Raw genomic sequence first — 19,935 nt, forward strand, 5'->3', positions numbered from 1 at the left:
AAGGCCGCCGGGCGGCGGCCTTTTCCTGTTTTAGCAAAGCTTCGCGCCCGCCGGGATGCCGTCGTCCAGCATCAGCAGGTTCAGCTTGCCGTCCTTTTCAGCCGAAATCAGCATGCCGTTCGACTCCTGCCCCATCATCTTACGGGGCGGCAGGTTGGTGACGGCGACAACCGTCTTGCCGGCCAGCTCCTCCGCCTTGTAATATTTCGCGATGCCCGACAGGATCTGGCGGGGCGTGCCCGAGCCGTCGTCGAGCTGGAACTTGAGCAGCTTTTCGCTCTTTTTGACGTTCTCACACGCCAGCACCTTGCACACGGTCATATCGACCTTGCAAAAGTCGTCGAACGGGATATCCGGCAGGAAGGTGACCGCAGGCGGGTTCTTGGCCGCGTTTTCCGCCTCGATCTCCTCGAGCTTCTTCGGGATGTCGATGCGCTCGAACAGGATGGACGCTTCGCCGACGCTGCCGCCCACCGGCATGCCGTCAAAGGAGGCGAGGCCTCCCACGCCCTTGTCCGCAACGCCGAGCTGGGCGAAAACCTTGTCCGCCGTCTCCGGCAGGTAGGGGCGCAGCTCCGTCGCCGCGAAACGGATGGACTCGAGCAGGTTGTACAGCACCGTGCCCAGGCGCGCCTTCTTACTCTCGTCCTTGGCAAGCGCCCACGGCATGGTTTCGTCGATATACTTGTTCGAGCGGCGCAGCAGGGTAAAGATTTCGTCGATCGCGTCCGCGACGTGCAGGTCCGACATGCGCTTTTCGACCGCGGCGGGCAGCGCCAGCGCGATGGCCTTCAGCTCGTCGTCGAGCGGCTCCGGCGCGTCCGGCGCGGGGATCACGCCGCCGAAATACTTTTTGGTCATGGCGATCGTGCGGTTGACTAGGTTGCCGAGCACGTTCGCCAGCTCGGAATTGACACGCTCGCAGATCAGCTCGTAAGAGATCACGCCGTCGTTTGCAAACGGCATCTCATGCAGCACATAATAACGCACCGCGTCCACGCCGAACAGGCGCACCAGATCGTCCGCGTAGATCACGTTGCCGAGGGATTTGGACATCTTGCCCTCGCCCACCAGCAGCCACGGGTGGCCGAACACCTGCTTCGGCAGTTCCTCGCCCAGCGCCATCAGGAAGATCGGCCAGTAGATCGTGTGGAAGCGGATGATATCCTTGCCGATCAGGTGCACGTCGGCCGGCCAGAACTTTTTGTAGTGGTCGTCGTGGTTGCCGTCCGGGTCGTAGCCGCAGAAGGTGATATAGTTCGTCAGCGCGTCCAGCCAGACGTAAACGACGTGGCCAGGGTCAAAGTCGACTGGGATGCCCCAGGAGAACGAGGTGCGGGAAACGCACAGGTCCTGCAGGCCGGGCTTTAAGAAATTGTTGACCATCTCGTTCTTGCGGGATTCAGGCTGGATAAACTCGGGATGCGCCTCGATATGCGCCATCAGCCGGTCGGCGTACTTGCTCATTTTAAAGAAGTACGCTTCCTCCTCCGCGTCCACGACCGGGCGGCCGCAGTCCGGGCAGCAGCCGTCCTTGAGCTGCGATTCCGTCCAGAACGACTCGCAGGGCTTGCAGTACTTGCCCTTGTAGCTGCCCTTGTAGATATCGCCCTGCTCGTACAGCTTCTTGAAGATTTTCTGCACCTTTTTCTCGTGCATCGGGTCGGTGGTGCGCACAAACTTGTCGTAGGTCGTGTTCATCAGGTCCCAGATGCGGCGCACCTCGCCCGCCACGCCGTCCACGTGCTGCTGGGGCGAAATGCCGGCGGCTTCGGCCTTTTCCTGGATCTTCTGGCCGTGCTCGTCGGTGCCGGTCTGGAAATATACGTCAAAGCCCATCATGCGCTTATAACGCGCGATCGCGTCGGCCAGCACGATTTCGTACGTGTTGCCGATGTGCGGCTTCGCCGAGGTATAGGCGATGGCTGTCGATATATAATAGGGTTTCTTGTCCATTTCTCTTCCTCCATTGCATATTTGCTGTCTAACGTCTATGATATACCAAAACCGGTGGAATAATCAATAGATTTCCGCATTTTTCCGCCGAAAAAGCGGAAGAGGGGGCGAATCTACTTCGCCCCCTCCGGTTTATTCATCGTCCGGCCGCTGTCCCCCGCCGTCCGGCGCCGCCCCTTCGCCGGGCGCATCCGGCTCTTCCGGCTGCGCGCCGTCCGGCATATCCCGCCCCGGCTGGATCGCGGGCTGCCCCGCTTCCGGCTGCGCCAGCTCTGCGGGCTGCCCCGGCTGCGGCGCAAGGTATTCATACATCGCGAAAAACGACGTCGTCTGGTACGCGCCCAGGAAGCCGCCGAAGAAGATGGAGAGCACGATCGTGACGGCATAGGTGACCGCAAATGTCGCGACCTGCGCCGTGTCGCTGGGCATCGAGGACATCGAGGCAAACGCCATGATCGCCGCGACCACGATGACCACGCCGTAAAACAGCAGGTACCACGGCAAAAAGCTCAGGAAAAAGGTGAGCATATCCTTATAGCGCCCCTTGAAAACGGCGCCCGCCCGCTTGGTCGCCTGCCACGCGCCGACCTCCCCGTCGTCGTGCATCAGCACATAGCCCGGCAGGTACGCCGCCGCGCGCACGGCGAACAGCATAATCGCGATAAAGTACAGCACAAACAGCACGATCAGCGCCACCAGGAAGCCGGTCCCCGGTTCATTGCCGTAGGCCATGCCGACCGCCATGGGTACCATGAGCACGACCGCCAGCACGACGAATACCACGTAAGGCCCGATCAGCCACAGCAGCGTGCGGAACATTGTGCAGCACAGCATGCGGATGCTGCGCCAGATCGTGCGGATGGACGCAAACGGGTGGAACAGCAGGCCGATGCCCGGCCGCTCCCCGCGCTGTATGGCAATGTAAAAATTCATCAGCCCCAGCGTCAGCGGGCCTGCCACGGCGATTTCCAGCAGGATGATGATGACGTACCCGTTCATCATGCTGTTGGACAGGTGCTGCGACGCGGTATACGGGTCGTACAGCGCAAATGCGTTTGCCTGCGATAAGACGGTCAGCGTCATGATCCCCGCGCCCAGCAGGCCGATCAGGAAAACCGGCAGGATCATCAGCGCGGTCGCGCCAAAGCAGCGCCCGAGGTTTGCCATGACGTTCGCCTTCTGCTCCGCCTTGATGGCCTTGCGGATTTGTGCATTGTATTCCATTTAAGATATGTCCCCCTTAAAAACTCATTGAACCGGCGTGCCTTCCCCGCCCTTTTCATATTCCTGCTTCCAGAAATCGCGCAGGGCTTCCACATAGCCCATGAACGCCGCGCCGCGGTAGGCCACGACGAACAGCCCCAGCACGAAATCCACCACCGTGCCGAGCAGGCCAAACCCCAAATAGGTGAGCAGGTAGCCCGGCAGGCCGCATACGGCAATCCAGCCGAGGAAGCTGAAAATGAACACGAACAGCTCCCACAGGCGGCCGCGGAACATCTCCGACATGATGCGGATCGCCTGCCGCGGCTGCATACCGGGATCTTCGCAGAGAAGGTTATAGGCGCCGTCGAAAGTCTGCAGCTTGGTCATCACCCACGCGGCCAGGAAAATATACCCCGCCGCGCCCAGCAGGGCGAACAGGATGTTGAGCATCGACAGCACCAGCATGACGAGCGCGCCCGGGATCAGCAGCAGCCCCCACAGCAGGGAGTACAGCCAGACCCACAGGTTCGCCTTGAACGACCGCCAATAGGCCGCGCCGCCCGAAAAGCAATACATGGTCTCGGAAAGCTCCGGCTGCCCGCCGCGGTACAGCGCAAGCAGGTAGCGCTTGAGCCCCATATACAGCGGGCCCGTCAGCAGCAGGTCGATCACGGCCATGAGCAGCAGCACAAGGCCGAAACGTGCCATAAAAGTGTTATAGAGCGCCTCCACCTGCGGCATGGACGCGCCGGCGTCGGATACCATCGCGGCGATCTGGCCGGATAGCGCATCCAGCCCGGCAAGCGGGAAAATGAGCGCGGACAACAGCTTCGGCAGCGTACAGGCCGCGCAGGCCAGCATCGCCGGCCAGAACCTGCCGCTAACCCGCGCCTTTGCCGTCCCCTTGATTTCCCGCCGGGCCTCCGGATTATAATACATCAGTTTTTATCCCCTTCCCTATTCGGGGTCGCCTTCGCCCTGCTGCGCGCCGTCCCCGCCGCCGGACGCCGGCTGCTGCGCGGGGGGCGTTTCGGCCTGCGCCGGGGGCGCAGCCTGCACGGGCTTGGTGCCCACCAGGACAATCTTATCCTTTTTCTTATACGTCGAGGTGTTAGCCTTGACCGTCGTGGTTTTGCCGTTCTCGGTGATAACCTTGTAGGTTTCGACCTTGTATCCGGTCTGCCCCCCCTGCTTGACCTCGGTCTTGCCGGCGTCGATCGAAGCGTCCTTCTGCTCGACCGTCTCCGGCTCATAGGTCTTGACCACCTTGCGGTCGGTCGTGACGCTCTTATCGGTCGTCTTGGTGCCGATAATCGTCATGCGGAGCGTGCCGCCGGAGGAATCCGCAACGAGCTTGATCGGGTAGTCGGTGCTGTTTTTAAACCGGAAATCCAGCGAGCCGTAGGATACGGTCGCGTCCTCGCCCAGCGGGGTATAGGCCACGGTAAAGCCGTGGTTCGTGCGCTCGGTCACCGCCAGGTCGGCGCGCAGCACCGCCATGTACAGCGTCGAGGAGGGCTGGCACACGCCGCCGCCGACCTCGTCGACCAGCTGGCCTGCGACATACGCGCCCGCGGGCTTAAAGCCGCGCGCCGTCGTGCGCTCGCCGACCACGCCGTTATACGAGAACTCCTCGCCCGGGTTCAGGATGGTGCCGTTAATATACGAGGACGCGAGGCGCACGTTGTTCGCGCGCGCGGCGCCCGAGGAGGCGAAGCTCGTTTTGGAGGTCGCAAGCGTGTCGCGGAACAGCACCTGCCGCAGCGTATCGGCATTTACCGCCGCCGGGGTGCGCTTGATCGTGACGGAAACGCTGCGTTCGCCCGCGCCCGCCGCGTCCAGCGCCTTCTGCGCGGCGTCCAGGTCGACCTCGACGCCGTCGACCGCGTCGATGACGGTCTTGCCGTCGGACTTGTCGACGGTGGCGTTCTTGGCCTGCGCGTCGGCCGCCGCCTTGATCGCTTCCAGGTCGACGGGCTTTTGCGCCTCGGCCCGCACTTCCACTTCATACGGCTCGAAATCCATGGCGCGGATGCGCTCGGTCACCGCCCTGTCGACGGTGGCGCGGTCAAAGTCCACGCCCGGCTCGCCGCGGTCGATCACAAGCTGGTCGCCCGCAATGCTCCAGGTCGGGTCGACCGGCGCGGTCAGCGCCTCGGCGGAAATCTCGTCCAGCCGGGCGGTCAGCGCCCCGTGGTCGACCGCGACCGCGAGCGGCACTTCATGCCGCCCAAACAGCGCGGACAGCACATGGCCGACACGGGTGAAAAAGCCGCCCTCATGCGTATAGGCGTAGGCTTCCGCTGCGGTGCCCGCGCTGTCCATGCCCGTCGTAACCGCGCCGATCTCGACCGGGTATTCCTTGCCGTAGATCGACAGGGTGACCGTCTTGCCCGCGATAAGCGGCGCGCAGCCCTCGTCGATCGCGCGCGCGGCGGCGGCCTCGTCCATGCCGCCGATCGGCACGCTGCCCGCCTTTATCCCGTAATGGATATCCGGGTACAGATATGTATAGCCCGTCACGGCGGCAAGCAACGCCACCACGGCCGCCGCCGCGATGATGCCGGCCANCTTCATACCCCTATCTGCGGCCATCGGCCCAAAAACACAATACTACATTTACGATTGTATGACAAATTCCCCCCGATTACAACAACAAATCAGATACACATTTTCCCACTGTGCGCAAAAAAACGGGATGCATTCCCAAACTATGCATCCCGTCCTTTTATTATACGTTGAAGCGGAACAGCACGACGTCGCCGTCCTGCATGACATACTCCTTGCCCTCCGACCGCACAAGCCCTTTTTCACGCGCCGCAGCAAGCGAGCCGCAGGCCAACAGGTCGTCATAGCTGATGACCTCCGCGCGGATGAAGCCGCGTTCAAAATCGGTGTGGATCTTGCCGGCCGCCTGCGGCGCCTTGGTGCCCTTCTGGATCGTCCAGGCGCGCACCTCCTGCTCGCCCGCGGTCAGGTAGCTCATCAGCCCCAGCAGGTCGTAGCACACGCGGATCAGGCGGTCAAGGCCGGATTCCGCAAGCCCAAGCTCGGAAAGGAACATCTCCCGCTCGTCCGGCTCCAGGCTGGCGATATCCTGCTCCAGCTTCGCGCAGATCGGCAGCACCATCGCGCCCTCTTCCTCGGCGATCTTGCGCACGGCCTCAAAGCGCGCGGACTCCGCGGCGTCGCCGGTGAAGCCCGCCTCGTCCATGTTGGCGGCGAAGATCACGGGCTTTGCACTCAGCAGGTCGCTTTCCGCCAGCACGCGCCGCACGTCCTCGTCGTCCTCAAAGCCCGGGAAGGTGCGGGCGGTCTTGCCCTCCTCCAGGTGCGCCCGGAGCCGTTCCAGGACCTCCACGTCCGCGGCCAGCTTCTTGTCGGCCTTGGCGGCTTTCTTCGCGCGCTCGATGCGGCGCTCCAGGTGCTCCACGTCGGACAGGATCAGCTCCAGGTTGATCGTCTCGATGTCGCGCGCCGGGTCGACGCTGCCCTCGACGTGCACGATGTTTTCGTCCTCAAAGCAGCGCACGACGTGCACCACGGCGTCGACCTCGCGGATATGGGACAGGAACTTGTTGCCCAGCCCCTCGCCCTTGGACGCGCCGCGCACCAGCCCCGCGATGTCGACGAACTCGACGACGGCGGGCGTGGTCTTCTTCGCGTGGTACAGGTCGGTCAGCGGCTGCAGGCGGTAATCCGGCACTGCGACCATGCCCACGTTGGGGTCGATCGTGCAGAACGGGTAGTTGGCGCTCTCCGCGCCCGCGTCGGTAATCGCGTTAAACAGGGTGGATTTGCCGACGTTCGGCAAACCTACAATTCCCAGCTTCATGATAATGCCCTCCGGTTATATAATGGATTTATTTTGAACGAATTGGACCTGCGGCCTTGTAAAAGGCCAGGCGCTCCGTGCCGTCCGAAGCAAAAATGCGCCCGCACGGGGAAAACCCGCACTTTTGCAGCAGGGCGCGCATCGGCGCGTTGTTTTCGTGCGTATCGATGCGCAGGCTGCCGCACTGCGCAAACGCCCAGTCCAGGCAGAAGGCCGCGGCGCCGCGCGCCACGCCCGCGGAAACCAGGCGGTGCACCACGCCGTAGGGGCCGTCGTCCGGCCAGGCGCCGTCCCAGATTTCCGCATAGGTCGGGTCGTCCCCCAGGCGGAAGGCGAACGCCGCGGCGATGCGCCCGCCCTGCTCGCAGACGTAGCTTTCGCCCGCGCGCACATCCTGCGCGACCGTGCCGTCCGATGGGCGCGCCGCGCCCCACTGCGTCGGGTTGCCGTTTTCCGCCATAAAGCGGCGGGCGGCGGCGTACAGCCCGAGCAGCTCCCCTATTTCCTCTTCACGGGTTTTGCGTATCAGCATCGTGCCCCAAACCGTCCCCCAGCTAAAAATCCGGCTTTTCGCGTCCGCAAAAAGCCGTCTGTATTTTCCCACAGATAAGTATAGCGTTTTCTCTGGCTTTTTGCAAGAAGGAACGGTATAATGTTGCTTAGATACTGGAAGTTTCCTGTAAGGAGGTGTCCCCCTTGCCGTCCCTCGTCACCCACCACCATTTTGCCGTCATGGTGGAGCACGCCGCAGAGCCCGACCTCGCGCGTGCCTGCCACCTGTCCCCCATCGCTTACCGCTGGGGCGCACAGGGGCCCGATATCCTTTTTTACCATAACGCGCCCTTCGGCAGCCGCACCGCGCTGCTCGGCCACCGCATGCACCGGGAGCACATCGCCCCGGCCTTCCTCGCGCTCGTGCGCGCCGCCGCGCGGCTCAAGGACCCGGCGGCGCTCAGCTATGCCCTCGGCTTCTGCACGCATTACTGCCTGGACCGGCGTACCCATCCTTATATCCAAGACACGATCGAGACGCTGCTGATGCCGCATTACCAGTACGACGAGGACGCCTGCCACCGCCTGTGCGAGGCCGACCTGGACGCGCAGGTGATCGAGAACTACATCTCCGCCGAACAGGAGCGCTTCGAGGCGTTCCGCCTGCTCGACCCGCAGCCCATCACCTGCCGCCTGGTGGGCAAGATGCTCACCGAGGCCGGGGATGCGGTTTTCCGCATCCAGACGTCGCCCGCCAAGGTCGAGGCCGCCATGCGCTCCATGCGCACAGTCTACACCCTGCTGCACGGCGGCTCGGACGCGGCGCGCGCGCAGATCAAGGCGGTCGAGCGCCTGATCGGCAAGCCCGGGCTGCTCTCCACCATGCTGCGCCCGCGCCAGCCGCTGCCCGAGGACTGCGCCAACCTGTCCCACCGCGCGTGGCACAAGCCGCACGTCCCCGAAGTCACGCGCTACGACAGCTTCTTTGAACTGATGGAGGACGCCGTCCCCGCCGCGCTGTCGCTGCAGCGCGCGGTCTTCACGGCGTACCACCGCGGCACGCCGCTAAACCCCCTGTTCTTCCCCGCGGATTACAGCGGGAACCCGCTGGTCAACGATATCCTGTAAGGCAGGCGGCAAATTTGTAGTAATTGTGAACAAACTGCGACCATTCCGCGCTTTTACTTGACAAACGTTGGAATCCGTAGTATCATGTTTCCTGTTACCGATTTGTAACTAAGTCTGTCCAACAGGAAAGGAGCGGTCTGCCAACGTACGGAAACCGGCGGACATTTGATATGAAACAGCACAATCAAACCCCGCACCGCCATCCCATCCGGGAACGGCTCGCAGCACTGGCGTCGCCCCTGCTGCTCGTAGTTTCCCTGCTGATCATCCTGGCCATCAACCTGGCGCATGCGGCTTCCTTCCGCATCCGCGGTTTTTATTACGACCACCTATACCGCAGGCTGCGCGGCCTGCGGTCGGCCTTTGCCAGCATCCGCGCGCACCGCACGCAGTCGCTCGCGCTCATCATGACCCTCGTGCTCTTTGTGCCGATGGCCTCCATGATGCGCCCGGCGGTCGCCGTCAAGGTCGACGGCCGCGTGCTCGGCTTCGTCAGCGACGAGTCCGAGGTCTCCGCCGCCTGCCGTGAAATCGAGCAGGCTTCCTCCGAGGTCCTCGGCGAGCCCTTCCGGCTCGACGCGGACATTTCCTATGAGGTCGCGGTGACCACCCCCGGCCACCTGCTGGAGGCCGAGGATTTAAGCGACGCGATCGCAGGCTCGGTCGACAGCCTTTCCACCCTGGCGGTCGTCAAGGTCAACGGCGATACGGTCGGCGCGGTGCAAGACGCCGACGAGGTGCAGTCCGTGCTCGGCAAGCTCGAGCAGCAGTACCAGGACGGCGACAGCGAAGCCAAGGTCACCCTGCTCGACGACGTATCCGTCGAAACCATGCAGGCCCCGACGAAGCTCCTGCAGACCGGGGATGAACTCTTCAAGACGCTGACCGAGACCTCCATCCAGCCCGAAACCGTGGAGGCGGGCGAGGACGACACGCTCACCTCGATCGCCCAGGCGCACGGCATGCTGGTCGACGAAATCTTGGCGCTCAACCCGGACATCATCCCCGAGCGCATGGCGCCGGGCACCGAAGTGACCATCACGGCGGCCAAGCCGCTCGTATCCGTCGAGGTCGCCAAAAAGATCGACTACACCGAATCCATCCCGTACGATACGGTCACCCGCCGCAGCGACGACCTCGCCCAGGACAAGACCCAGGTGATCCAGCAGGGCGTGCCCGGCGAGGCCGCGATCGAGGCCGAGGTGGTCATGGTCAACGGCGTGGAAAAGGAACGCACCATCCTCAGCCGCACCGTGCTGTCCGACGCGACCGATAAGATCGTCGCGGTCGGCACCAAGAACACCGGCGTCGGCACCGGCTCGCTGCGCCGCCCCATTTCCGGCGGCACCATCACGTCGGGCTTCAAGTGGCGCTGGGGGCGCCTGCACAAGGGCGTGGACATCGCCGTCTCCACCGGCACGCCTGTCATGGCGGCCGATAACGGCAAGGTCATCGTCGCGGGCTATTCCAAGAGCGGCTACGGCAATTATGTCATCATCAACCACGGCAACGGCATGAAGACGCTATACGGGCACAATTCCGTGCTCAAGGTCAATGTCGGCGATACGGTTACAAAAGGCCAGACGATCGCGCTTTCCGGCAACACCGGCAATTCCACCGGCCCGCACTGCCATTTTGAAGTGATGATCGACGACGTGAACGTCGACCCCATGAAATATATCGGCTAAAAAATCCCCCTCCGCCGCGTTTGCCGGCGGAAGGGGATTTTTTCACACAGATTCCATGTAAATTCCCCCATTTGTTCACAAAACGCACACATTGCCGCTCTATACTGGATACATAAAGCAAAGGGGCGCCGGGAACGGCCCCCATCCCCTCCCCCTTATTTATTTTGCGTCCCCAAACTTTCCTATATATCATCCCTATCCCTTTAAAAAGGGAACCGGCTGCCCGCATCGAAAGCGGGCAGCCGGTTTTCTTTTGTATTTTGATAACCCAGAGCAATATCAGTTTCTATTATATCACTCCGTAATAATCCGCGCCATGCGCACGCCCATGATGGAAGCCATCATCAGGCCGCGCGTCCAGCCGGAGGAGTCCCCGAGGCAGTGCAGGTTGCGGACGCTGGTCTCAAAGCGGTCGTTCATGCGGACGCGGTTGGAATAGAACTTGAGCTCCGGCGCGTAGAGCAGCGTCTCGTCGGCCGCGAAGCCCGGGACGACCTGGTCGACCGCGCGGATGAAGCTGATGATATTGACCATCGTGCGGTAGGGCATGGCGCTCGTAATATCGCCGGCGACCGCATCGGGCAGGGTGGGGCGCACGTTGGAGCGCTCCAGCTCGTCCTGCCAGGTGCGTTTGCCCTCCAGGATGTCGCCGTACCGCTGCACCAGCAGGTGCCCCGCGCCCAGCATATTGGTCAGCTCGCCGATCTTTTTGGCATAGGCGATCGGCTGGTCGAACGGGTGCTGGAAGTGGTGGGAACACAGGATCGCGAGGTTCGTGTTCTGGCTCTTCAGGTTCTTATAGCTGTGGCCGTTGACCACGGCCAGGCCGTCGTCATAGTTCTCCTGGCTGACAAAGCCGCCCGGGTTCTGGCAGAAGGTGCGCACCTTGTTGCCGAAGGGCTTGGGGTAGCCGATCAGCTTGGATTCATACAGGAGGTTGTTTACCTCCTCCATCACCTCGTTGCGCACCTCGACGCGCACGCCGATATCGACCGGCCCGGCCTCGTGCGAGATGCCGTGCGCGCGGCACAGCCCCTCGAGCCAGTCCGCGCCCTTGCGCCCGGTCGCGATGACGATGCGCCCGCCTGCCACAGCCTCCTGCGCGCCGGTGCGCGCGTCTTCCAGCACCGCGCCCGTGCAAATTTCGTCCTGGATGACGAGGTCGCGGCAGATCGTGCCGAAGCGGATCTCGACCCCGTGCGCAAGCAGCCACCCCTGGATATCGCCGTAAACCTGCTGCGCCATCTCGGTGCCCAGGTGGCGGATCGGGCAGTCCACCAGCTTCAGCCCGGCCTGGATCGCGCGGCGGCGCACCCCCTTGACCTCCTCGTTGACGCCCGCGCCCTCGACATGGTCGTCCGCGCCGAACTCCAGGTAAATCGCGTCGGTCTCATGGATCAGCTCCTGCGCATATTCCGCGCCGATCAGCTCCGGCAGGTCGCCGCCGACCTCATAGGAGAGCGACAGCTTGCCGTCCGAAAAGGCGCCCGCCCCGGAAAACCCCGAAGTGATGTGGCAGAACGGCTTGCAGTGGACGCATTCCCGCGTCTTGGACTTGGGGCAGCCGCGTTTTTCAATCGGAGCGCCCTGCTCGGCCATCAGGATGCTGCCCGCGAACCCGCGGCGGCGCAGCTCCAGCGCGGTGAAAATACCGGCAGGCCCCGCGCCGATGATCACAATATCGTATTTTTGCATGATTTTTCCTCCCTTTTCGTGCTGTGGGCATGAAAAAAGCCACCAGAAACAGCCTCCGGCGTATAGGTTACCCACGATCGGGGTAACTCATAGCCTCGCTGTTCCGGCAGCGTCGTAGAAACGCCCGGACCGATTTCCGGGCTTATATCAGTTACGATTCCTTGAAGATCATAACGCATTTCATGCCGAAAGTCAAGCGGAACCGCCATTTTCGGCATGCCCGCCCGTCTTCCATGCCCAGCTTTGGAGCGCAAACACCGCCGCGCCGATCATGTCGAAGACAAACAGGAACTGCGCGGCGATATGCAGCACGCAGGCGGCCGTCCCGATCCGTTTTTCCCGCCGCGCCGCGAGCGCCAGCGGGACGAGATAGCATGACGAGGACAGCAGCACCGCGCAGGCGGTCACAACAGTGAGCAACGCAAGCGGCAGCGTAACGGCAAAAAACATGCCGAACACCGTGCATATCACGCCAAAATAGGCATTGATGCAGAACATGGGGATCGCGAGCACCTTGAGTACCAGCGCCGCGGGCAGGCTGCCACCGCGCTTGAGCCCGCACGCGATATTCCCCGCCGCAAACGCGATATTGAGCAGCCCGGCCAGCGCCAGCACCGTGAACCCGCGCCCCTCCATGGCCACCAGCAGCGGCTCCCCGGAAAGCAGCGGCAATAGGATTGTAAAGAAATACAGATAGATACTGGCAAGCTGCCCTGCGACCAGAAGTTTCATCGTCCCGCCCCCTATAGGGATAGTTTAGCATGCCCGCCCGCGCGGCGCAAGCGCAAGCGCAAAAAGGGCGGGGACGCCTGCGCGTCCCCGCCCTTTCCCCTGTGGCCTTTTACTGCTTGAGGTAGCAGCACTTCTTATACTTTTTGCCGCTGCCGCACGGGCAGGGGTCGTTCATGCCGACCTTTTTGCCGGCGCGCACCGGCTGCTTCTTGACCGTGCCATCGTCCGCGCCCGCCGCCGCGGTCTCCTTGGCGACCTGCTCGCGCTTGGGCTCCTCCTGCGTGCGGATGCGCGCAAGGTAGATCATGCGCACCGTATCCTCACGGATCGCGTCGATCATGCCGTCGAACATATCGAAGCCTTCGCGCTTGTACTCGACGACCGGGTCGTGCTGGCCGTAGGCGCGCAGGCCGATGCCGTTGCGCAGCTCCTGCATCGCGTCGATGTGATCCATCCACTTCTCATCGACGTTGCGCAGCAGGATCACGCGTTCCAGCTCGCGCATGATCTGGGGCGTGATCTCCCCTTCCTTCTTCTCGTACACCTCGTGCGCGCGGTCCTTGAGCATATTCTTGATCGAATCCGCCGTCAGGTCGTCGCACTCCTGCGCCGTATAGCGCAGGTCGGTGGGCAGCAAGAAGATGCCGAGGAAGCGGTTGCGTACCTGGTCGAGCATCGGGGGTTCGATATACTTCTGCTCGCCGACCGCGCCGTCGACCGCGCGGTCGATCGTGTCGTCGACCATGGACAGGATGTTCTCCTTGACGTCCTCGCCCGACAGCACCTTGAGGCGCTGGCCGTAAATAATCTCGCGCTGCTTATTCATGACGTCGTCGTACTCGAGGACGTTTTTACGCACCTGGAAGTTGCGGCTCTCAACCTTCTTCTGCGCCGACTCGATCGCGCCGGACAGGATCTTCTGGTCGATCGGCTCGTCCTCCTCGATGCCGAGCGTCTCCATCATGTTCTGGATGCGTTCGGAACCGAACAGGCGCATCAGGTCGTCCTCCAGCGAGATATAGAAGGAGGATTCGCCCGGGTCGCCCTGGCGCCCCGCACGGCCGCGGAGCTGGTTGTCGATACGGCGGGACTCGTGGCGCTCGGTGCCCAGGATATACAGGCCGCCCGCCGCCCGCACCTTTTCGGCGTCCGCGTCGGTCTCGCCCTTATACTTTTCGTATAATTCGTTAAACTTATTACGCGCTTCGAGGATTTCCTCGTTGTCGGTGTCCGCATGGCCGGTCGCCTCGACAATGACCTCCTCGGAATAGCCCGCCTTTTTCAGGTCGTCCTTCGCCATGGTCTCGGCGTTGCCGCCGAGCATGATATCGGTACCGCGGCCCGCCATGTTGGTCGCGATCGTGACCGCGCCGAACTTGCCGGCCTGCGCGACGATATCCGCTTCCATCTCATGGTACTTCGCATTGAGGACGGTGTGCTTGATGCCCATCTTCTTGAGCTCTTTGGAAAGCTCCTCGGACTTCTCGATCGACACGGTGCCGACCAGGATCGGCTGCCCCTTCCCGTGGCACTCCTCGATCTTGCGGATGACCGCGTGCAGCTTGCCGCGCTCGTTCTTGTATACCGCGTCCGGGTTGTCCTTACGGGCGATCGCGCGGTTGGTCGGGATCTCGACCACGTCCAGGTTATAGATGTGGCGGAACTCCTCCTCCTCGGTCAGCGCCGTACCGGTCATGCCGGACAGCTTGCCGTACAGGCGGAAGAAGTTCTGGAAGGTGATGGTCGCCAGCGTCTTGGACTCGTGCGCGACCTTTACGCCCTCCTTGGCCTCGATGGCCTGGTGCAGCCCCTCGTTATAGCGGCGGCCGAACATGAGGCGGCCGGTGAACTCATCGACGATGATGACCTGGCCGTCGCGCACGACGTAGTCTACGTCGCGCTGCATCACGCCGCGCGCCTTGATCGCCTGGTTGATGTGGTGCTGGAGGGTGGTGTTTTCCGGGTCGGACAGGTTCTCTACCTTAAAGTAGGCCTCGGCGCGCGCCTGCCCCTTGGGGGTCAGGGTCGCGGTGCGTGCCTTTTCGTCGACGATATAGTCGGCGTCGATATCGTCCTGCTCCTCCTTGGCGTCGACCTCCTTGACGCGCAGCGCCTTGAGGTTCGCCGCGAACTGGTCGGCGATCTTGTAAAGCTCAGTGGACTGCTCGCCCTGGCCGGAGATGATCAGCGGGGTACGCGCCTCGTCGATCAAAATGGAGTCGACCTCGTCGACGATGGCGAAGTTATGGCCGCGCTGCACCATGGCTTCCTTATAGATTGCCATGTTGTCGCGGAGGTAATCGAAGCCGAACTCGTTGTTGGTGCCGTAGGTGATATCGGCCTCGTACATCTTCTTGCGTTGGTCGGCCGCGACGTCGTGGATGATCAGGCCGACCTTGAGGCCGAGGAAGCGGTATACCTTGCCCATCCATTCGGAGTCGCGCTTTGCCAGGTAATCGTTGACCGTGACGATGTGCACGCCCTTGCCGGAAATCGCGTTGAGGTAGGCGGGCAGGGTCGCGACGAGCGTCTTGCCTTCGCCGGTCTTCATTTCCGCGATGCGCCCCTGGTGCAGCACGATGCCGCCGATGACCTGCACGCGGTAATGGCGCAGGCCGAGCACGCGGTCGGCCGCCTCGCGCACGGTCGCGAACGCCTCGGGCAGCAGGTCGTCGAGCGTCTCGCCCTTTTCCAGGCGCTCCCTGAATTCCGCGGTCTTGCCGCGCAGCTCCGCATCGCTCAGCTTGCGGAAATCGTCCTCCAGCGCATCTACCTTGTCCGCGATCGGCGCAATGCGCTTGAGCTCGCGGCTGGAATAGGTGCCGAAGATCTTGTCAAAAATTTTAGCCATAGGTCTCTGCCTTTCAAAATGATTCCTTATATTCATGGGCCGGCACGGCGGGGGGATCGCGGCCCGTGCGGGGGACCGCCCCGCAATTGCCGGCGGGCACATGCCCTTATGCCGACATCATATCAGTTTATTATATCACAAACACACGCCACCGCAATATCAAAAAGCTGATTTTCCCCTATTTTGCATCACTTCCAGCGGCGCGTTTGCGTCCATTATAACACATCGGCGGCTTTTACAAAACAAAAAGTTTTAAATTTCAAATATCCTTTACATTCCGCCCCATTATGCATTATACTATACTGGAATAAGAATGGGTAAAAAGGAGCTCTGCTATGCTTGAATTCGAAGAATACAAGGTAAAACTGAACAATATGGCGCCCGCGCTGCAAGAGCTGCGCGAAAACCTCGCGCTGGAGGCCGCGGCGCGCGAGGTGGAGGAGCTGGAGATGAAATCGTCCCAGCCCGGCTTCTGGGACGACCCGGAGGCCAGCCAGAAGGTCGTTTCCCGCATGGGCGCGCTCAAGGGCAAGATCGAAGCCTTTGAAAAGCTGTCCACCCTGCGCGAGGACCTGCTCACGCTGTGCGAAATGGCGATCGAGGAAAACGACGCCTCCATGCTCGAAGAGCTCCAGGCCGGCTACCAGGAGCTGGAGGACGGCATGGCCGCGCAAAAGCTCTCCACCCTGCTGACCGGGGAATACGATAAAAACAACGTCATCATGTCCTTCCACGCGGGCGCGGGCGGCACCGAGGCGCAGGACTGGTGCGAAATGCTCTACCGCATGTACACCCGCTGGGCGGAGCGCCATGGCTTCAACTACAAAATCATGGATTACCAGGACGGCGAGGAAGCCGGGCTGAAGTCCGCGGAAATCATCATCGAGGGCGAAAACGCCTACGGCTACCTCAAGGGCGAGAGCGGCGTGCACCGCCTGGTGCGCATCTCCCCGTTCGACGCCTCCGGCCGCCGCCACACCTCCTTCTCCGCCGTCGAGGTCATCCCGGAAATCCCGGACGACGTCGAGGTGGAAATCCGGCCGGACGATATCGAGATGCAGGTGTTCCGCTCCTCCGGCGCGGGCGGCCAGCACATCAACAAGACCTCCTCGGCCGTGCGCCTGATCCACAAGCCCACCGGCATCGTCGTTTCCTGCCAGACCGAACGCAGCCAGTTCCAGAACAAGGACAACTGTATGAAAATGCTGCGCTCCAAGCTGGTCGAGATCAAGGAGCGCGAGCACCTGGACAAGATCTCCGACATCAAGGGCGACCAGAAGAAGATCGAATGGGGCAGCCAGATCCGCTCCTACGTCTTCATGCCGTACACCCTTGCCAAGGATACCCGCACCGCCTTCGAAAACAGCAACATCAACGCCGTGATGGACGGCGATATCGACGGCTTTATCAACGCTTACCTTACCGCCCTGGCCACCGGCAACTGGGCGACCAAATCCTAATCTTATAAAGTAGCGGGCGGCGGTTTTTTAACCGCCGCCCTTTCCCATTCCCGTGGGCATATAGGGGCGTCCCCCGCCCCCCTAAAACGCCTATGCATGTTGCATAAACGAACATACCCTTTAAAGACCATTTTCATCATATTTTTACATTTATGTATTTGAATTGTTTTTATCGTGGTGCTATACTAAAGCCAATGATATAAGGTACCTATTATACCAGGAGCAAGGCCGATTCCGGCCGTTAGGAAAGGGGGCAATACGAATGAAAAAGCAGCTTTTGAAAGGCCTTTGCGCCGTGATGGTGCTGTCCGCCATGGCGTTTTCGATGGCGGCCTGCTCGTCGTCCGACGCGGGCACCGGCGACGCCGGCACCCCTGACGCCGGCACGTCCGATACGGGCGCGGCGGATACCGGCACCGCGGGCTAAGGGAAACATACCAGGCAGACGGAAGGAGGGGATCCCCTCCTTCCGCCTTTTCCATTTTTACACATTCATTTGCAAAACCCATCACAAACGCGCAGGATCAGCAATATATAGGAACTTTTATCCGCCATATCCCTTGTCGCAAATTGCCTAATCCAGCCAAGGTTTTTTGTGCACTTTGTCAGGCGCAGTCCCATATTTCATGCACAAAACCGTTATGTTTTTGTGCAAATTAGTTTGTGTTCAGCGTTTTTGTCTGCTATACTTGTGTCTGTCAACTGAAGATGACAACCCAGAATTGGGAAACAACGGAAAGAATTGAGGATGAATCAAATGAAGAAGCACATGTTAAAGAGCATTTTTGCTGCTCTGCTCGTCGCCTCCCTGGCGTTCTCCATGACTGCCTGCGGCAGCGACAAGAAGCCGGCTGACAATGCCAGCGTTTCTGACAGCGCGGACGCGGCTGCCCCCGCCCTGACCGACGAAGAGTACGAAGAGGCTGTTGCAGGCCTGGCCACCGAGATGCAGGACGTACAGACCAAGCTGTCCGGCGTTGACCAGACCGACGCCGAGGCTGTAAAGGCCGCGATCGAAGAGGTCAAGAAGCCCTTCGCGGACCTGGCTGCCGTAACCCCCCCGGAGAAGTACGCCGATGCGCACGCCAAGATCAAGTCCGGCTGCGAAGCGATGATCGCTTACATGGACGGCGCGATCGCCCTCACCGAGAACGCGAGCCCGTCTGAGGACGACGTCAAGGCGCTGACCGACAGCCTGACCACCGCTGCAACCGACCTGGCCGAGGGCCAGCAGCTGATGGCTGACGCGGCTGCCAAGTAATTCCAGGCAATAAAAAGAGAAGGCGTAATGCCTTCTCTTTTTTTATGCCATTTTTAATGCCGCACTATTATTTTTCCGGCTCCGGCTCAATCCCATGCTTGCGCAGCAAATCGGCAATCGCCTCGTCGAGCAGCCGCGATTTTGGGATACGGGTGTCCTTGGCAAGCTGATTCCAAAGCGGCACCAATTCGTTTTTCAGCGACGAGGTAAAGCGTGTTCGGTTTTTCAAATACGGTTCCGCCATGTCATCCTCCCTCCCAGTTGGGTTCATTTTATAATAGACATCACCTTAAAGCAATTGGTTGCACATAGTCACTATATAGTGTATAATTACCGCAGGAGGTAATTGCTATGCAGACCAAAAATACCCCGAGACGCTGTGCCGATTGTCTATGGTATCAGGCGCTATACGTGCGGTCCCGCGGTGAAAACTGCAATTTCACGCCGACGCGTTTTGGCCTTTGCAGCGCTTTACCCCCAGGGCATGTGGCCGACCGCACGGCGCCCGCCTGCCTGCACTTCCTCCCTGAAACCGCCACCAATGCATAAACCGCGCCCCTCCGGCACAACCTACCGCCGGAGGGGATTTTTTGTGATTTTCATCAGCCGCAAGGCAAAGTATCTTGTAACCGGCGCGTTCGCCGGGCTGGCAAACGGCTTTTTCGGCTCGGGCGGCGGCCTCTTCATCGTCCCGCTGCTGACGCGCTGGGTGAAGCTCGGCCAGCGGCGCGCGTTCGCGACCTCGGTCGCCGTCATCCTGCCGCTTTCCGTCGTGTCCGCGGCGGTCTATTTCTGGAAGGGCGCGCTCGACCTGTCCTTTGCCTGGCCGTTCCTGCTCGGCGGCGCGGCGGGCGGGCTGATTTCAGGGCGCATCTTTCAGAAAATCCCCCTGACCATCCTGCGGCGCATTTTCGGCGCGCTGATCCTGTACGGCGGCGTCCGTGCGCTGCTGCTGCTTTAAGGGGGGCGTTCCATGCTGTTAAACTTCCTTGTCGGCCTGGCGACCGGCGTGCTGTCCGGCTTCGGCATCGGCGGCGGCTCGCTGCTCATCCTATGGCTGACCGGCGTCGCGGGCGTGCCGCAATTCCGCGCAGGCGGGCTGAACCTGCTGTATTTCATCTGCTGCGCGCCCACTGCGCTCCTGTCCCACATCAAGAACAAGCTGGTGGAATGGCGCGCCGTCTTGTGGTGCACGGCCGCGGGCGTGCCCACCTCGGTGCTGGCGGCTGTGCTCGCTTCCTGGGTGGATACCGATTGGCTGCGGCGCGGCTTCGGCGTGCTGCTGCTCTATATCGGCCTGCGCGAGCTGTTCTGTAAGAAGCCAAAAACCGGGGATGCCCCCTCATAAAAAGCAGCGGGAACCGGCCTCGACCCGGTTCCCGCTTTTTCGCGCCCCGGGGGTGCGGCAAATTTTGAATGGTCTGTTAATTCTGACCAGGCGCATCCAATCCCTATTGTATCTTTGCACAAGCTGTGCTATAATACTTAGCAAATCAAATAGTTTTACTAACTATCTAATCTGCAGGCGTACCTGCCTCCCGCTTGGCGCGCCTGCCTGGAATCTATATTTGACTTCTAAACTATATGATAAGCGAGGTGTGCCTTTGCAAAACACAATGCGCCGCATTACG

Annotated in this window: 17 protein-coding genes and 1 riboswitch; of the genes, 7 read left to right on the top strand and 10 right to left on the bottom strand. The window is 61.4% G+C overall.

Annotation, left to right across the window (positions count from 1 at the left end; all coding sequences use genetic code 11):
* Window positions 1-30: 30 nt before the first annotated feature.
* The 6 genes from metG to CZ203_RS06595 all read right to left on the bottom strand — a co-directional run bounded on the left by metG (window position 31) and on the right by CZ203_RS06595 (window position 7,529).
* A complete protein-coding gene (metG, locus tag CZ203_RS06570) occupies window positions 31-1,956 on the bottom strand; it encodes a methionine--tRNA ligase (protein ID WP_235847474.1) in 1,926 nt (641 codons plus the stop codon).
* Window positions 1,957-2,088: 132 nt separating this feature from the next.
* The gene (locus CZ203_RS06575; RefSeq protein ID WP_087065338.1) at window positions 2,089-3,180 is read right to left on the bottom strand and encodes a DUF975 family protein; all 1,092 of its coding nucleotides are present in this window, start codon (window positions 3,178-3,180) and stop codon (window positions 2,089-2,091) included.
* A gap of 24 nt (window positions 3,181-3,204) precedes the next feature.
* Window positions 3,205-4,101 (bottom strand): DUF975 family protein, encoded by an 897-nt coding sequence (locus CZ203_RS06580; RefSeq protein ID WP_087065339.1) that lies wholly within the window; start codon window positions 4,099-4,101, stop codon window positions 3,205-3,207.
* An 18-nt stretch (window positions 4,102-4,119) separates the two neighbouring features.
* Window positions 4,120-5,757, bottom strand: a complete 1,638-nt coding sequence (locus CZ203_RS06585) for a VanW family protein (protein ID WP_087065340.1) — start codon at window positions 5,755-5,757, stop codon at window positions 4,120-4,122.
* A gap of 136 nt (window positions 5,758-5,893) precedes the next feature.
* Window positions 5,894-6,997: a redox-regulated ATPase YchF gene (gene ychF / locus CZ203_RS06590; protein ID WP_087065341.1), complete on the bottom strand. Its 1,104-nt coding sequence runs from the start codon at window positions 6,995-6,997 to the stop codon at window positions 5,894-5,896.
* Window positions 6,998-7,025: 28 nt separating this feature from the next.
* On the bottom strand, window positions 7,026-7,529 hold the full coding sequence (locus tag CZ203_RS06595) for a GNAT family N-acetyltransferase (protein WP_087065342.1): 504 nt from the start codon (window positions 7,527-7,529) through the stop codon (window positions 7,026-7,028).
* A gap of 164 nt (window positions 7,530-7,693) precedes the next feature.
* On the opposite strand from CZ203_RS06595, the gene CZ203_RS06600 reads away from it, so the two are divergent.
* Both CZ203_RS06600 and CZ203_RS06605 read left to right on the top strand, forming a co-directional pair.
* Window positions 7,694-8,617 carry a zinc dependent phospholipase C family protein gene (locus CZ203_RS06600; protein ID WP_087065343.1) on the top strand — a complete coding sequence of 308 codons (924 nt, stop codon included), beginning with the start codon at window positions 7,694-7,696 and terminating at the stop codon, window positions 8,615-8,617.
* 170 nt (window positions 8,618-8,787) lie between these two features.
* The gene (locus CZ203_RS06605; protein WP_087065344.1) at window positions 8,788-10,305 is read left to right on the top strand and encodes a peptidoglycan DD-metalloendopeptidase family protein; all 1,518 of its coding nucleotides are present in this window, start codon (window positions 8,788-8,790) and stop codon (window positions 10,303-10,305) included.
* A 294-nt stretch (window positions 10,306-10,599) separates the two neighbouring features.
* Here the strand turns inward: CZ203_RS06605 and CZ203_RS06610 are convergent, their stop codons facing one another.
* The 3 genes from CZ203_RS06610 to secA form a co-directional block, all read right to left on the bottom strand.
* Entirely contained in the window at window positions 10,600-12,000 is a 1,401-nt protein-coding gene (locus CZ203_RS06610; RefSeq protein WP_087065345.1) for an NAD(P)/FAD-dependent oxidoreductase, read from the bottom strand.
* 70 nt (window positions 12,001-12,070) lie between these two features.
* Window positions 12,071-12,170: riboswitch (purine riboswitch) on the bottom strand.
* 22 nt (window positions 12,171-12,192) lie between these two features.
* On the bottom strand, window positions 12,193-12,732 hold the full coding sequence (locus tag CZ203_RS06615; protein WP_087065346.1) for a hypothetical protein: 540 nt from the start codon (window positions 12,730-12,732) through the stop codon (window positions 12,193-12,195).
* Window positions 12,733-12,841: 109 nt separating this feature from the next.
* Window positions 12,842-15,583, bottom strand: coding sequence for a preprotein translocase subunit SecA (secA, locus tag CZ203_RS06620; protein WP_087065347.1), 2,742 nt, complete (start codon window positions 15,581-15,583; stop codon window positions 12,842-12,844).
* A 335-nt stretch (window positions 15,584-15,918) separates the two neighbouring features.
* Here secA and prfB point away from each other — a divergent pair, with 335 nt between their 5' ends.
* The 3 genes from prfB to CZ203_RS06630 all read left to right on the top strand — a co-directional run bounded on the left by prfB (window position 15,919) and on the right by CZ203_RS06630 (window position 18,304).
* Window positions 15,919-17,043: a peptide chain release factor 2 gene (gene prfB, locus CZ203_RS06625; RefSeq protein WP_087065348.1), complete on the top strand. Its 1,125-nt coding sequence runs from the start codon at window positions 15,919-15,921 to the stop codon at window positions 17,041-17,043.
* A 262-nt stretch (window positions 17,044-17,305) separates the two neighbouring features.
* Window positions 17,306-17,470 (top strand): hypothetical protein, encoded by a 165-nt coding sequence (locus CZ203_RS14635; protein ID WP_159456393.1) that lies wholly within the window; start codon window positions 17,306-17,308, stop codon window positions 17,468-17,470.
* Window positions 17,471-17,800: 330 nt separating this feature from the next.
* Window positions 17,801-18,304 (top strand): hypothetical protein, encoded by a 504-nt coding sequence (locus tag CZ203_RS06630; RefSeq protein ID WP_087065349.1) that lies wholly within the window; start codon window positions 17,801-17,803, stop codon window positions 18,302-18,304.
* A 67-nt stretch (window positions 18,305-18,371) separates the two neighbouring features.
* Here CZ203_RS06630 and CZ203_RS06635 read toward each other — a convergent pair whose 3' ends face one another.
* Window positions 18,372-18,548, bottom strand: a complete 177-nt coding sequence (locus CZ203_RS06635) for a ribbon-helix-helix domain-containing protein (protein WP_087065350.1) — start codon at window positions 18,546-18,548, stop codon at window positions 18,372-18,374.
* Between the two features lie 348 nt (window positions 18,549-18,896).
* Between CZ203_RS06635 and CZ203_RS06640 the strand changes: the two genes are divergently transcribed.
* Window positions 18,897-19,265 (top strand): TSUP family transporter, encoded by a 369-nt coding sequence (locus tag CZ203_RS06640; RefSeq protein WP_235847475.1) that lies wholly within the window; start codon window positions 18,897-18,899, stop codon window positions 19,263-19,265.
* 12 nt (window positions 19,266-19,277) lie between these two features.
* Entirely contained in the window at window positions 19,278-19,652 is a 375-nt protein-coding gene (locus CZ203_RS06645; protein ID WP_087065352.1) for a sulfite exporter TauE/SafE family protein, read from the top strand.
* Window positions 19,653-19,935: the final 283 nt, after the last annotated feature.

It is taken from the genome of Intestinibacillus massiliensis, from assembly GCF_900155735.1.
GTDB lineage: Bacteria > Bacillota > Clostridia > Oscillospirales > Butyricicoccaceae > Intestinibacillus > Intestinibacillus massiliensis.